This window comes from Enterobacter genomosp. O, assembly GCF_001022965.1.
GTDB classification, from domain to species: Bacteria; Pseudomonadota; Gammaproteobacteria; order Enterobacterales; family Enterobacteriaceae; genus Enterobacter; species Enterobacter cloacae_L.
Genome location: NZ_LECZ01000022.1, coordinates 231,373 through 244,606 on the forward strand (window position 1 = coordinate 231,373; position 13,234 = coordinate 244,606).

Consider the following 13,234-nt stretch of genomic DNA (forward strand, 5'->3'; position numbering starts at 1 on the left):
ATTCGTGCGGAGTTCCCGCATACACTCTGTCGTCTGGGTATCCACCAGCGGATCGCCTCATACGCCTCTTTGCGGTCACCAGCATTGATGCGCTTATAGAAGATCGAGGCGAAACACTGACTGGGGCCGATGTTGTACGGGCAGAATGATGCAATACCCGCTTTCTGTCGTTCTGACAGCGCACCTTAATATTACAGTCAACCCACGCCAAGTTTTATTACGCTCTATTGCATTCACCTGGTCGCATATCTTCATGCCCTGCACAACAGGTTTACCATCAATCATCTTGATGCCGCGGAAAATTGTCCAGAGCCCGCCGCCATCTTTGTACGCAGTGAGGCTGTTTCCCTTTTTCTCATTCAGGAACTGCTCAAGTATTACCGGGGTGGATGCGCCAGATAAGACCAAAGCCAGAACATCAGCACCGAGTTTAGTTTTGTTGATAGCCATTGTCCCGAGCCTCTTTCCGACAGCCATCTTTCATTTTAAATACAGATTTATCAGGTAGGTCAACAAGCCTGATAAAAGGCTGCCGAGAACCCCAATCACAGCCCATTGGCTCGGGCTCACTTTAACGAGAAGTTGCAGCAGTCAGTAAAAAATCACCAAGCGAAGTGCCATACGACAGCCCAGTCGCTACATCTGAAAGGTTGTTCATCCTCACCCCCTTACACCCGATGGAAATGTGTAACTTACGTGAGGGTAAGCATTGAGGTGGTCGAAATCCTGGCCATATGCCGGATTAACATTAAAAAGCCCACTGATGTGGACTTTCGACATCAAGTGCTGATCAGATTCAATCAAGGTGATAAACTTCGCATTTACTTAAAACTACGTATTCAGATAAATGGTTATCAATTTATAATTGCTTCTCGGATGCGCTAGTGTTTAAACCCAACAATTTGATTACCACCGAGTAAACATGACTATTTCGATTCAACAAAAACTAGGGTCAGTGGAAGGGATTCGGGGTCTTGCATGCCTTATGGTGTTTCTGTCCCATCTATCTTCTACATTTGCCCCAACCATGCATACTGGAAATATAGCTAATGCCAGAACACCAATTGATATAGCGCTACATAGTTCACCATTTGCTTTCCTTTATTCCGGTGCGGCAGCAGTTGGTATATTTTTTGTACTAAGTGGTTTCATCCTTAGTTTCTGCATACTGAATAAAGGTGATGCGGTTACAAGTGCCGTAGGAATGACTATTAAGCGATATTTTAGATTGATGCCTCCAGCATTAGGTTCGTGTATAGTCGCTTATTTTTCATTAAAATATTTTAATTTCGATAAATCAGCACTAGGTGACTGGGCACAGAACTATCATATATCAAACCCATTATTTTTTGATGCTATATACAATGGAACTATTTCATCTTTTTTATCAGGAAGTGCTCCCTATAACTGGTCTTTATGGACAATGAAGATTGAATTTTTTGGTTCACTATCAGTTTTCTTTTTATGCTGCATACTTCCTTATATTAGATTTCAGAAATCTTTGATTATGATTTTTTTATTAATACCTTTATTCATGAACGTTAAATCTGGCGATGAAATATACTACGCGGCATTTTTCTCCGGAGTTCTAATTTATAAATTAGATATAAAAGTAAACAACGGAATAGGATTGATCATTTTTCTTACTGGTCTATTTTTTTGTGGTTACCATACAAACGGTTTTTTTTACAAAAACATCAACTCCATGGTTAACATCACATTAAACAATAAAACCATTGATAATTATACACTTTTTAACAACATTGGTGGGTTCATGGTTGTATTCTCAGTACTGCGAACCAAGTGCATATCAATATTTTTCTCGCACAAAGTTTTGGTAAAAATGGGAGCATTGTCATTCTCAGTATATGTGTTACATCAACCAATAATGCATATCACGACACCACTCTTGTTTAATTCCGCGCGAGAAAATGGAATCTCATATTCTATGGCTGCACTCCTATCATCTGTATTTACCATCCTGGTCGTTTATTTAATGTCCATCCCGTATCAAAAATACGTTGACAACTTTAGCGTTAAACTTTCGAACTCCATTAAAAAGAAGGTGCTGCTATAAAAGGAGCAGCTTGTTTGTCATATTTAGTGATCATGACGGAGCGCTTATAAAACATCGTTTGTCCCGTCGTGGTCACGTTGGTTTGCAAAACCAAGCTTCATGTTTAGGCTTTCGATTCCTCTTCATCTCGTCTGATGCAATTTGTCCTTATGCGCTCAGCGAATTTGTGGCCAGTTGAAACAGTAGTTTTTTCAATAAAATTATAAGTGATGTGTGACATCACAAAAGCAACACAACACCAAATGGTCCCTTATCAGTTTTAATCCTTATACCGGCGGTGATCGCCTCTCCTCCTGGGGTATACATTCAGGAGAAGCTGAAGCGGCATCAATAAATACTTAAGCGCAGAATCATAACAATCGGATCGCCCGGGCTGTTCGATGCAGGCATTTCTTTAGCCTGATACACCGCAACCGGCAATGCCAAGTTATAGCTATCCGGTACCCTCGGTACTAAATGGGCCGTCTAAAAGCGGGCGATGCAAAGCCATACCGAGATAGATAAACGAGCGCTGTAAAGCCATCCAAAGATGGTTAAATTCTTTGGTGACGGTGTAACCACCGTACCGTTAGCTAAGGTGTTGCCATCAACATTACCCACACCGCGGACACTATAACCGCTTGTGGTTACTTCGCTGTTAAGCGATACCGTGATATCGCCAGAATTAATAATGTAAAACTCAAAGGGAACAAAAGTCGTCAGACTGTACGCGTTAAAAATGATATATGGCGTCTGATTGGGTACCGACATGATACGCAACCTCTGGCAGATTAATAATCGGCGTCGTCCAGATGTTCTCCGTCACTTAACTGCCAAACTTCGCGCGCCTGGCCGGTCGGAACCCGGGCCACTTTCCAGATGCGTATAGAGGTCTGACTTATTCCGCCCCGGAGCCGATAACATCGTCAGGTGGGTTGGTCAGTGCCGGATTAAAATCACGCATCTGGTCATAGACAGGACCGTCGAGCACGTCGGTATGCGCCCACAGGAACCGCGACGACAGCGGCGCTTCAAACGCATCAAGGTTACGCTTCTGCTTGTTAGCGATACTGAATTCTTCACCTACATCACAACCGGGATCTGATGTTTGAGCACCAGCCCTTTTATCTGAGCTGCCTTGCCGTCAGGGATTTTGTCGTTATTGTCAAACTCTGCCAACTCTCTGGTAAGCTCCAGGCAGATTTGCCAGTACAGATCCCAATCCTATCCGTCAACATCAGAGAGTACGCCTAAGCATCAGCCTTAACTTTACCTGTGACCACATCTCACCAGGCGACAGCGCTGACGATTTGTGCGTTACTCAGCCAGAGTGAGGCCGTACAGTTTGCATAGCGAATTTGTGGGTGAGTGTTGTATTTTCACAAATGCGGTCGGGCTCGAGTCGAACGTCACCTACGGGTTTACTTTGCAGCTGATACTGGCTATTCGACTCAGCCGAACCTGCGCTACTTGTTCCGATCACAGCTGCATCGGTGTAAACACCTCGTCATAACGAACTGTCCAAGCGCGTATCTCACGACGAAAGATGGTGTAAATCACATCGTTGGTGTCGGTTGAGATGGTTGCCACCAACTAAAATGCGCCGTCAGCGACCTGCCAAGTTTAGGCAATAATATTCTGAGCACGATCGATAGCCATGGTGAGCACAACGCCATCCGCCCTTACCATCCAGATGAACCGTCAGGCTGTTGCTGGTATGCCATGTCCAGCCCCCCTACCAAAGGTGATACGCTCGGCCAGGACAGCCATGTCTCTAGAAGAACTGGTTGGATATGCGGTCGCGGGAAAACAATCTTCAGACGCATCTTTGGAATGGAGAAAAAGAGGCACAAAAAAACCACCTTTCGGTGGTTTCACGACACTGCTTATTGCTTTGATTATTCTTTGTTTTCCCATGGTAGCCGGAGTGGGACTTGAACCCACACAGCGCGAACGCCGAGGGATTTTAAATCCCTTGTGTCTACCGATTCCACCATCCGGCCAGGGAAGAAAGTGGAGGCGCGTTCCGGAGTCGAACCGGACTAGACGGATTTGCAATCCGCTACATAACCGCTTTGCTAACGCGCCGTTAAATCTTTCAAACTGACACCCGCTACTGCGCATGTCTTTAATCTGGAGCGGGAAACGAGACTCGAACTCGCGACCCCGACCTTGGCAAGGTCGTGCTCTACCAACTGAGCTATTCCCGCATGTCATCAAGTTAACTTCTAACCACTTGATTTCATTATCGTCCGGCTTACTGTGCCGCCGTTCGATGCGTTGCATTCTACTGATATGACGTTATGAGTCAACGTTATTTTTTGCATCCCCGGATCGTTTGCTGAAAATTACGGCGAAACGATCACTGATCAAGCAAATCCCCGCGCGCAGCGTTCAAATATTGCAGCATTGACCATAACGTCAGCACTGCCGCCACCCACAGCAGACCAATTCCCGCCCATTCAACCCAGGCGTTCGGACGCCAGAGCATCCAGACCAGCGCCGCCATCTGCGCTGTCGTTTTCACTTTACCAATCCAGGAGACCGCCACGCTGCTGCGTTTGCCCAGTTCAGCCATCCACTCGCGCAGCGCGGAGATGATGATCTCACGGCCGATCATGGTTGCTGCCGGCAGCGTTACCCACCAGGTGTGATAGTGCTCGGCCACCAGCACCATCGCGATAGCGACCATCACTTTATCCGCTACCGGATCGAGGAAGGCACCGAAACGGGTGCTTTGGTTCCAGCGGCGGGCCAGATAGCCATCGAACCAGTCGGTGACCGCTGCAATCAGGAAGATCAATGCACAGGCAAAAGGTGCCCAGACGACCGGCAGATAAAACGCCAGTACAAAGAACGGGATGAGTACAACACGAAAGAGAGTGAGCAACGTAGGGATATTATATTGCATAGTGACGGTAACTATTTGTTGTCAGTAAAATTTAGCTCTATGTTGCTACAGAGCCCTCAATGTTTCAACGAGTAGTAGATCTTTTCTGCCAGCCCTTGCGAAATACCCGGCACTTTTGCAATTTCTTCCATACTGGCGTTGAGTAATCCTTGCAATCCGCCCATATACTTCAGCAGCATCTGCCGACGCTTCGGCCCCACGCCTTCAATCGTTTCCAGGGTACTGGTATTTTTCACCTTGGCCCGCTTTTTACGGTGGCCGCTGATGGCATGGTCGTGTGACTCATCGCGAATATGCTGGATGACGTGCAGCGCCGGGGAGTCCGGCGGCAGGCTGAAGCCCTCACCTTCCGGCTCAAAGAACAATGTCTCCAGACCGGCCTTGCGATCGGCCCCTTTTGCGACACCGAGCAGCAGCGGATGGTTTTTATCCCAGCTGACGTCAAGCGATTCAAATACCGCTTTCGCCTGGCCAAGCTGCCCTTTCCCACCGTCAATCAGGATCACATCCGGAATCTTGCTCTCTTCAATGGCTTTCCCATAGCGACGACGCAGCACCTGATTCATCGCCGCATAGTCATCACCCGGCGTGATGCCAGTGATGTTATAGCGACGGTACTCGGCGCGCAGCGGACCATTGGCATCAAACACCACGCAGGACGCAACTGTCTGTTCCCCCATCGTATGGCTGATGTCGAAACACTCCATACGCTTCACTTCCGGCAGCTTCAGCAGCGTCGCCAGGGCCGTTAAGCGCTGGTTCACCGTCGATTGCTGAGACAGTTTCGTCGTGAGCGCCGTCGCCGCGTTGGTCCGCGCCAGCTTCAGGTAACGTGCTCTGTCGCCGCGCGGCCTGGTTTGTACATTGACCCGACGGCCGGCAAGTTCGGAAAGCGAATCGGCCAGCAGGGTTTTATCGTCGAGATTGAAATCAAGCAGGATCTCAGAAGGCAGCGTGCGCATCTGGCTCCCCTGCAGATAGAACTGGCCGACGAAAGTTTCCACCACTTCACCCAGCTCGGTGCCGCCAGGCACTTTCGGGAAATAGCTGCGGCTGCCGAGCACTTTGCCCTGGCGAATAAAGAGAACGTGCACGCAGGCCATCCCGGCGTCGAATGACACCCCGATGACGTCGAGATCGTCACCGGTATTAGAGACAAACTGTTTCTCAGTGACTCTGCGCACCGCCTGGATCTGGTCGCGGATTCGCGCGGCCTCTTCGAACTCAAGGGCGGCGCTGGCTTTTTCCATCCGCTCGATCAGCTGCGTTAACACCTGATCGTCTTTTCCGGCTAAAAACAGGCGCACATACTCCACCTGCTGCGCATACTCTTCTTCACTTACCAGCCCGGCAACGCAGGGCCCCAGGCAGCGCCCAATCTGATACTGCAGACACGGGCGCGAGCGGTTACGGTAGACGCTGTTTTCACACTGGCGGATCGGGAAGATTTTTTGCAGCAGCGCCAGCGTTTCGCGCACGGCATAGCCGTTAGGGAACGGGCCAAAATATTCACCCTTCGCATGTTTTGCACCGCGGTGCATCGCGAGGCGCGGATGGGTGTCGCCGCTCAGAAAGATAAACGGATAGGATTTATCATCACGCAACAGCACGTTATAGCGCGGCTGGTAGAGCTTTATATAGTTGTGCTCAAGCAGCAGCGCTTCTGTCTCCGTGTGCGTGACGGTAACATCAATATTCTGAATGAGTGAGACCAGCGCTTCGGTCTTACGGGAGGCAAGGTTGCTGCGAAAATAGCTGGAGAGGCGTTTTTTAAGATCTTTGGCCTTCCCCACGTAGATAACCGTACCGCCAGCGTCATACATGCGATAGACGCCAGGCTGGCTGGTTACGGTTTTCAGAAATGCTTTTGAATCGAACACATCACTCACTGACTTAACAACGTCTCCGCATTACACAAACCATGCCGGATGGCCAGATGCGTCAGTTCAACATCACCATGAATGTTCAGTTTACTGAACATCCGATAACGATAGCTGTTCACCGTTTTCGGGCTGAGATTTAGCTGTTCCGAGATCTCATTCACCTTCTGACCTTTGGTGATCATCAGCATAATCTGCAATTCACGCTCGGACAAACTCGCAAACGGCGATTCGGTTTTCTCGGGTTCGATCTGGCTCAGCGCCATCTGCTGAGCAATGTCGGAAGCAATGTAGCGCTGCCCGGCAAACACGGAACGGATAGCATTAACCACTTCCTGGGGTGCAGCACCTTTACTCAGGTAACCCGCGGCGCCCGCCTGCATCACTTTCGCAGGCAGTGGATTCTCGGTATGCACGGTCAGCATGATGACTTTCGTATCAACAAAGGTACGCGCGATTTTGCGCGTGGCTTCAAGACCACCGATACCGGGCATGTTCATATCCATCAGTACCACGTCGGCGGAGTTTGTGCGGCACCATTTTACGGCATCTTCGCCGCAGCACGCCTCACCGGCAACTTTAATACCTTTAATATCTTCAAGAATGCGTCGTATCCCTGCGCGCACCAGTTCGTGGTCATCAACAAGAAGGACGTTGATCAAAGGAAATGTCTCCAGAATAGGGATAACGCTACTGAGTGATAATTTGGTTTATATTAACGGTTTTCCTCACAAGATTAAAACGTTAAAAAACCGGCTATTCGATTTCGCTCTCGTTTTTGGAAATTAGCCTGTACAGTTCCTGGAAAGCGAGCCCGTACATACAGGGCTGTTGCGGCTTTTTTTAAGCATCTGTATTCAAAAAGTTACAAAAACCTTGCATGCTTGACCTGCAAAAAAACAGCTCTCAAATTTTTGTAACAATAATTAACGGCAAGCGAACCGGACATAAACAATTAATTGCCAGAAACAGCGCCTCAGTTTACCGGCTCGCTCTGTTTACGCAATTAAACATCCGCGTAAAAGTACGAAAAACAACCGCTGCATTTTTTGCGACAGCTTGTGGTATACTCCGCCGCCTTGACTTTCGTCGTCGCGTTTTAGCGCCGTTAAATAATGAGGAAAATAAATGAGCACACCTGAATTTGCCACTGCGGAGAATAACCAGGAACTGGCACAGGAAGTAAACTGCCTGAAAGCGCTGCTGACGCTGATGCTGCAGGCGATGGGCCAGGCTGACGCCGGTCGTGTGATCATTAAAATGGAAAAACAAATCGCGGAGATGGAAGACCAGGCTGAATCTGCGGTATTTGCGAACACCGTTAAGCAGATCAAACAAGCCTACCGCCAGTAACAAAAAACGGCTGAATGCAGGGCATTCAGCCGTTATCTCGTCTGTCACGCAGAACGTCTTAACTACTCAAATCACTCCCGTAGCCGCCGCGTAGCACGCAATCTGCGTTTTGTTTGGCGCGTTGAATTTCTTCTGCATATTTTTTTGATGGAAGTTAACGGTATTCTCCGAGATAGAGAGAATGATCGCTATTTCCGCTGAGGTCTTCCCTTCCGCAGTCCATTTCAAAATTTCCCGCTCGCGTTTGCTGAATTTCATTTCGGGCGGCATGACCATCCCATCTTCAAAACGCATCAGGGAGGTTAAGGCCATTTGCACCAGCATTTGCAACCGCAATTCTATTTCTTCACTGGCAAACGGCCCTTCCTGGACACTAGTACGGGAAACCGACAGGAAGCCGAGCGCATGATTAGGCAGCATCAGGCACTGCGTTATTCCCGTGCGTAAACCGTGGTCCTGCGCGCTGTGCCATAATTCCTGTGCATCAGCGAATAATGCGTCTGTCCAGGGAAGATGACCCTGAATGAAATTCTCCGGTTTTAAAACCGGATCAATAGCGAAATAGTTCGCGGATTGATATTGCGCCATCCACTGCTTTGGGTAAGTGGTCTGCACGGAGATCTTAGGCCGCGTAAATGGCACGGGATGGCGCACGCAGAGCGCGTAATAATCAAATTCCAGCGCCTGAGTTTGTCTCTGTAGTTCCTGATATACCTCGTCGGCACAGGTCAATTCCTGAAACCGGAGGGAGCAATCCCGTCGCCAGGTGAAAAAGTCTGAATCCTTCATACTTACTAAATGAAGCCTCTGAAAAGATAATCATTATTATGGTGAATATAACCTAACACAGAAAACTTATTTCTAACTACAAAATATCGGCAATAGCACAATTAACTTTACTATTGATAAGGTTTATCCGAGCGGGGCGGAATAAAAAAACATGGCACAGCGCAAAGAGGGAGAATAATTTGCCCCAGAGTAAATTTCTGGAGCAAATTAGTGCAAAAATGCTACTGCATGAGGAATTTTTCAAGGAACTGACGGGTTCGCGGCTGTTGAGGGTCAGCGAATAAGCGCTTCGCCGGTCCCTGCTCCACGATCCTTCCCTGGTCCATAAAGATGGCTCTGTCAGCAACGTCGCGTGCAAAGCTCATCTCATGGGTCACGATCACCATCGTCCGTTTTTCCTGTGCCAGCTGGCGAATGGTGTTCAACACCTCGCCCACCAGTTCCGGATCGAGCGCAGAAGTCGGTTCATCAAAAAGGATCACGTCCGGGCGCATCGCCAGCGCGCGCGCTATCGCCACGCGCTGCTGTTGGCCCCCCGACAGGCGGCGCGGATAGCTGGTCTCTTTACCCGCCAGCCCAACTTTGGCGAGCAGCTCACGCGCGCGTGCCGTCGCCTCCTCTTTCGATTCACCTTTTACGATGACCGGCCCTTCAATAATGTTCTCCAGCACCGTACGGTGTGGGAACAGGTTGAAGTTCTGGAAAACGAAGCCGACGTGCTGGCGCAGGCGGCGGATCAAGCCTTTCTGCTGGCTGATGGATTTCGCGGTATCAATCGTTATCTCCCCAACCCGAATGGTGCCGCCTTCCGGCTGTTCAAGCAGGTTTATGCTGCGCAGGAGCGTTGTCTTTCCCGACCCGCTCGGCCCGATAATCGCCACCACTTCACCCTGCTCAACTTCAAGATCGATCCCGTGGAGCACCGTTTGACCGTGGAATTTCTTCACCAGGTTTTTGACATCGATAGCACTCATTTTGGATCACGCTCCTGGCGGTTAAGCTGGTTTTCGAAGTAGTTTTGCAGGGCAGACAGCACCGTCGCCATCACCCAGTAAATCAGCGAGGCGGCCAGATACATGGTGAAGACTTCAAGCGTGCGGGAGGTAATCAGCTGTGCCTGACGGAACAGCTCCGGTACCTGAATCGTTGCCGCCAGGGAGGTATCTTTCACCAGGCTAATGAAGCTATTGCTGAGCGGCGGAAGCGCCACTCTGGCCGCCTGCGGCAGGATGGCGCGGCGCAGCGTCTGCCAGGGGGTCATACCGATACTGGCCGCCGCCTCCCACTGCCCTTTGTCAATGGAGGAGATGGCCGCGCGCAGGGTTTCAGAGGTGTACGCCGCGGTATTGAGCGACAGGCCAATCATCGCTGCGGGGATCGGATCCAGCTCGATACCAAACTGCGGTAAGCCGTAGTAAATCATAAAGAGCTGGGCGATGAGCGGCGTACCGCGAAACACGGAGATATAAAAACGCGCCAGCCAGCGTACCGGCAGAATGGGTGACAGGCGCATTAAGGCTAGCACAAAGCCCAGCACCAGCCCGAAGAACATCCCGCCAATACTAAGCTGTAATGTAAACACCGCGCCTTTCAGCAGATACGGCAGCGAATCAATAACCAGTTGAATACTTTCTTGCATTATTATTTTTCGACCTGATTTTTAGACATGAGGATGGTAGGCAAACAGCGCAGGCGCCCCGCCGGTATGGACAAATAAAATCGGCCCTTCATCCTTAAAGCGTTTCTGCGCAATGCCATCAATCAGTCCGGCCATCGCTTTACCCGTATAGACCGGGTCGAGCAATATGCCCTCGAGGCGCGCCAGCAGCTTAACCGCTTCCATTCCCTCTTCGTTAGGCGTGCCGTAGCCCGGCGCAAAATAGTCATCCCAGAGCAGAATATCGGCCTTTGCCTTCAGCTCCAGCTGCCCGGCTACCGCCTGCTGTAAGGTCACCACTTTTGGCTTCTGGTCCGCGACGCTGCGGGATACCGTCACGCCAATCAGCTCGACGTCCGGCATCAGCTGTTCCAGACCCACCGCCAGCCCGGCATGCGTGCCCGCACTGCCAGACGCAACCACCACGGAGGAGAGGCTTACCGCGCCCTCGCACTGCTGCGCGATTTCCAGCGCGCTTTCCACATACCCCAGCGCGCCCAGCGCATTCGAACCGCCGACGGGGATAATGTAGGGACGAAAACCCTGTGCTTCCAGACGCGTCGCCAGCTCATCGAGCTGTGCGGACGGGTCGGTCAATGCGTCGACCATCTCAACCTGCACGTTAAACAGGTCCAGCAGCAGGCGGTTACCGTTGGTCAGATAGTTTTCTGCCCGCGTGCCAATCGGGTTTTCCAGCAACGCCACGCAGTGGAGCCCGAGTTTTGCCGCCACTGCCGCCGTCTGACGAACGTGGTTGGACTGAATGGCCCCGGCCGTAATGAGCGTATCCGCGCCTTCGCGCAGGGCATCCGCCGCCAGAAACTCCAGCTTGCGCAGCTTGTTGCCTCCCATCGCCATCGGCGTCACGTCGTCACGCTTAATAAAAATATCGCGGCCTAAATAATCAGAAAATCGCGGCAGGTACTCCAGCGGCGTTGGCGCACCGATAAACTCCAGGCGAGGAAAGCGCGTTAAATTCTGTAGTGGCATGGGTTCTCCGGTAACTCAGACAAAATGTGATATTTTTCATTATGCACGCAGACGCGTAAGAAATAAAAAAGGCGCTTTTAAAAGCGCCTTTTTTTACGTCAAAGACTTATTTGGTGACGTCTGCCCCGAACCACTTCTCGGAGAGCGCCTTCAGGCTGCCGTCTTTTTGCATGTCAGCAATCGCGGAATCAATCGCTTTTACCAGGTCTTCGTTGCCTTTACGAACGGCCACGCCGGATTCCTGACGAGAGAACGCATCACCCGCTACCGCCAGGGTATTGTTGGTTTTCTTCACCAGATCCAGTGCTGCCAGGCGGTCAACCAGAATGGCGTCGGTACGGCCCACGCGCAGATCCTGGTATTTCGTCGGGTCATCATCATAGGTGCGGATATCCACGCCCTGAACGTTCTGGCGCAGCCACTCTTCGTAGTTGGTTCCCAGACCCACGCCGACTTTCTTACCTTTCAGGTCCGCAGCCGTTTTGATGGTGCCTTCGTTGCCTTTTTTCACCAGCGCCTGAATACCGGATACGGTGTACGGGGTGGAGAAGTCATATTTCTTCTTACGTTCGTCAGAGATGGTCACCTGATTAATGACCACATCAATACGTTTGGAATCCAGCGACGCCAGCATACCGTCCCATTTGGTCGGTTTCAGGGACGCTTTCACGCCGAGGTGCTTCGCCAGCTCTTCAGCAAATTCCACTTCAAAACCGGTCAGCTTACCGTCATCGCCCTGGAAGCTGAACGGAGGATAGGTCCCTTCCAGCCCGACCAGCAGCGTACCGCGCTCTTTCACTTTATTAAGCAGGTTTTCTGCAGCAAACGTTTTCACGCTCATACCCGCAACCAGCGCAACGGCCATAACACCCATCAGCGCCTGACGACCCAGAAGTGCAAATTTCATAAATACCCCGATATAGTGGAATTTTTACGTAGTGTAGAGAAATCGCCTGCAACGTCAAAGGCGACTGCGCTACATCTTATTCTTTTTTAATATATATCAGAAGTTGTTCCGGCGTGGGCTTTCTGCTTCACGGCACCCGGCATTTGTACCTTGTATTGCGCATACTTACGCAGGGCAATACGGTAGTTGTTGGTGCTGGTCGCTGGCAGCCACGGCTCCAGATTCTCATCCAGATAACCGGTCTTGAGCAGATCGCGGGAAATATTGTTCACGGTCAGATGTTGGCCAAGGCGACGCAGGCGAACCACATATTCGCGAACGGTTCCGTGGCTCATCTCCGTTTGTTCAAACAGGAATTGTTTGAAGCCAATAATATCGAAGAAGTCGCTTTGCTCTTTGCAGTGGAGATCGCCACAGAAACGGCAAAGCGCCACCCACTCTTTTTGCTCTTCGAGCCATGCAGCTTCGTCCATCAACGTGTCGAGGCGCGAAATCGCGATCTTATTGACGATTTCGCCACGGCGAACCAGCGTGATACGGTCGAGTAGCTTGTTACAGTGGGCGCAATGCGTCTGGCTGTGTTTAAAGTCTTTCAGGTAGCGGCTTAAAGGCCGTCTTTTAGATTGCTGCACCGTCATGATAACTCCTGGTTGTCAATACGTTGTGCGGCATTTTTCAGGTGAATCAATCA

13 protein-coding genes, 3 tRNA genes and 3 pseudogenes are annotated in these 13,234 nt (G+C 50.4%); 3 read left to right on the plus strand and 16 right to left on the minus strand.

Annotation, left to right across the window (positions count from 1 at the left end; all coding sequences use genetic code 11):
* Window positions 1–38: 38 nt before the first annotated feature.
* Both ABR39_RS26175 and ABR39_RS24675 read right to left on the minus strand, forming a co-directional pair.
* Window positions 39–450: pseudogene (locus tag ABR39_RS26175) on the minus strand (glycoside hydrolase family protein); the annotation flags it as partial.
* A 30-nt stretch (window positions 451–480) separates the two neighbouring features.
* Window positions 481–658, minus strand: a pseudogene (locus ABR39_RS24675) (phage holin).
* A 264-nt stretch (window positions 659–922) separates the two neighbouring features.
* Between ABR39_RS24675 and ABR39_RS24680 the strand changes: the two are divergent.
* Complete coding sequence (locus ABR39_RS24680; protein ID WP_072059214.1) at window positions 923–2,077, plus strand: acyltransferase family protein; 1,155 nt, start codon at window positions 923–925, stop codon at window positions 2,075–2,077.
* A gap of 465 nt (window positions 2,078–2,542) precedes the next feature.
* Here ABR39_RS24680 and ABR39_RS25845 read toward each other — a convergent pair whose 3' ends face one another.
* The 8 genes and pseudogenes from ABR39_RS25845 to uvrY all read right to left on the minus strand — a co-directional run bounded on the left by ABR39_RS25845 (window position 2,543) and on the right by uvrY (window position 7,509).
* On the minus strand, window positions 2,543–2,827 hold the full coding sequence (locus ABR39_RS25845; RefSeq protein ID WP_131701701.1) for a hypothetical protein: 285 nt from the start codon (window positions 2,825–2,827) through the stop codon (window positions 2,543–2,545).
* 20 nt (window positions 2,828–2,847) lie between these two features.
* Window positions 2,848–3,509, minus strand: a pseudogene (locus ABR39_RS26335) (phage terminase large subunit); the annotation flags it as partial.
* Window positions 3,510–3,972: 463 nt separating this feature from the next.
* A tRNA-Leu gene (locus ABR39_RS04700) sits at window positions 3,973–4,059 on the minus strand.
* Between the two features lie 11 nt (window positions 4,060–4,070).
* A tRNA-Cys gene (locus ABR39_RS04705) sits at window positions 4,071–4,144 on the minus strand.
* A 46-nt stretch (window positions 4,145–4,190) separates the two neighbouring features.
* A tRNA-Gly gene (locus tag ABR39_RS04710) sits at window positions 4,191–4,266 on the minus strand.
* A 152-nt stretch (window positions 4,267–4,418) separates the two neighbouring features.
* A complete protein-coding gene (gene pgsA, locus ABR39_RS04715; protein WP_008500348.1) occupies window positions 4,419–4,967 on the minus strand; it encodes a CDP-diacylglycerol--glycerol-3-phosphate 3-phosphatidyltransferase in 549 nt (182 codons plus the stop codon).
* A 56-nt stretch (window positions 4,968–5,023) separates the two neighbouring features.
* Complete coding sequence (gene uvrC, locus ABR39_RS04720; RefSeq protein ID WP_047345973.1) at window positions 5,024–6,856, minus strand: excinuclease ABC subunit UvrC; 1,833 nt, start codon at window positions 6,854–6,856, stop codon at window positions 5,024–5,026.
* Window positions 6,853–7,509 (minus strand): UvrY/SirA/GacA family response regulator transcription factor, encoded by a 657-nt coding sequence (uvrY, locus tag ABR39_RS04725; protein ID WP_013096026.1) that lies wholly within the window; start codon window positions 7,507–7,509, stop codon window positions 6,853–6,855. Before uvrY ends, uvrC begins: the two co-directional genes overlap by 4 nt.
* A 218-nt stretch (window positions 7,510–7,727) precedes the next feature.
* On the opposite strand from uvrY, the gene ABR39_RS25850 reads away from it, so the two are divergent.
* Window positions 7,728–7,979 (plus strand): hypothetical protein, encoded by a 252-nt coding sequence (locus ABR39_RS25850; protein WP_131701702.1) that lies wholly within the window; start codon window positions 7,728–7,730, stop codon window positions 7,977–7,979.
* Window positions 7,976–8,200, plus strand: coding sequence for a DUF2594 family protein (locus ABR39_RS04730; RefSeq protein WP_008500345.1), 225 nt, complete (start codon window positions 7,976–7,978; stop codon window positions 8,198–8,200). The genes ABR39_RS25850 and ABR39_RS04730 overlap by 4 nt, the downstream gene beginning before the upstream one ends.
* 66 nt (window positions 8,201–8,266) lie before the next feature.
* Here ABR39_RS04730 and sdiA read toward each other — a convergent pair whose 3' ends face one another.
* The 6 genes from sdiA to fliZ form a co-directional block, all read right to left on the minus strand.
* Window positions 8,267–8,989, minus strand: coding sequence for a transcriptional regulator SdiA (gene sdiA / locus ABR39_RS04735; protein ID WP_047345974.1), 723 nt, complete (start codon window positions 8,987–8,989; stop codon window positions 8,267–8,269).
* Between the two features lie 221 nt (window positions 8,990–9,210).
* Complete coding sequence (tcyN, locus tag ABR39_RS04740) at window positions 9,211–9,963, minus strand: L-cystine ABC transporter ATP-binding protein TcyN (protein ID WP_047345975.1); 753 nt, start codon at window positions 9,961–9,963, stop codon at window positions 9,211–9,213.
* On the minus strand, window positions 9,960–10,628 hold the full coding sequence (gene tcyL, locus ABR39_RS04745) for a cystine ABC transporter permease (protein ID WP_047345976.1): 669 nt from the start codon (window positions 10,626–10,628) through the stop codon (window positions 9,960–9,962). Before tcyL ends, tcyN begins: the two co-directional genes overlap by 4 nt.
* A 21-nt stretch (window positions 10,629–10,649) precedes the next feature.
* Window positions 10,650–11,636 carry a D-cysteine desulfhydrase gene (gene dcyD, locus ABR39_RS04750; RefSeq protein WP_047345977.1) on the minus strand — a complete coding sequence of 329 codons (987 nt, stop codon included), beginning with the start codon at window positions 11,634–11,636 and terminating at the stop codon, window positions 10,650–10,652.
* A gap of 106 nt (window positions 11,637–11,742) precedes the next feature.
* Window positions 11,743–12,543 (minus strand): cystine ABC transporter substrate-binding protein, encoded by an 801-nt coding sequence (gene tcyJ, locus ABR39_RS04755; protein WP_021240470.1) that lies wholly within the window; start codon window positions 12,541–12,543, stop codon window positions 11,743–11,745.
* Window positions 12,544–12,629: 86 nt separating this feature from the next.
* On the minus strand, window positions 12,630–13,181 hold the full coding sequence (gene fliZ, locus ABR39_RS04760) for a flagella biosynthesis regulatory protein FliZ (RefSeq protein ID WP_025759916.1): 552 nt from the start codon (window positions 13,179–13,181) through the stop codon (window positions 12,630–12,632).
* Window positions 13,182–13,234: the final 53 nt, after the last annotated feature.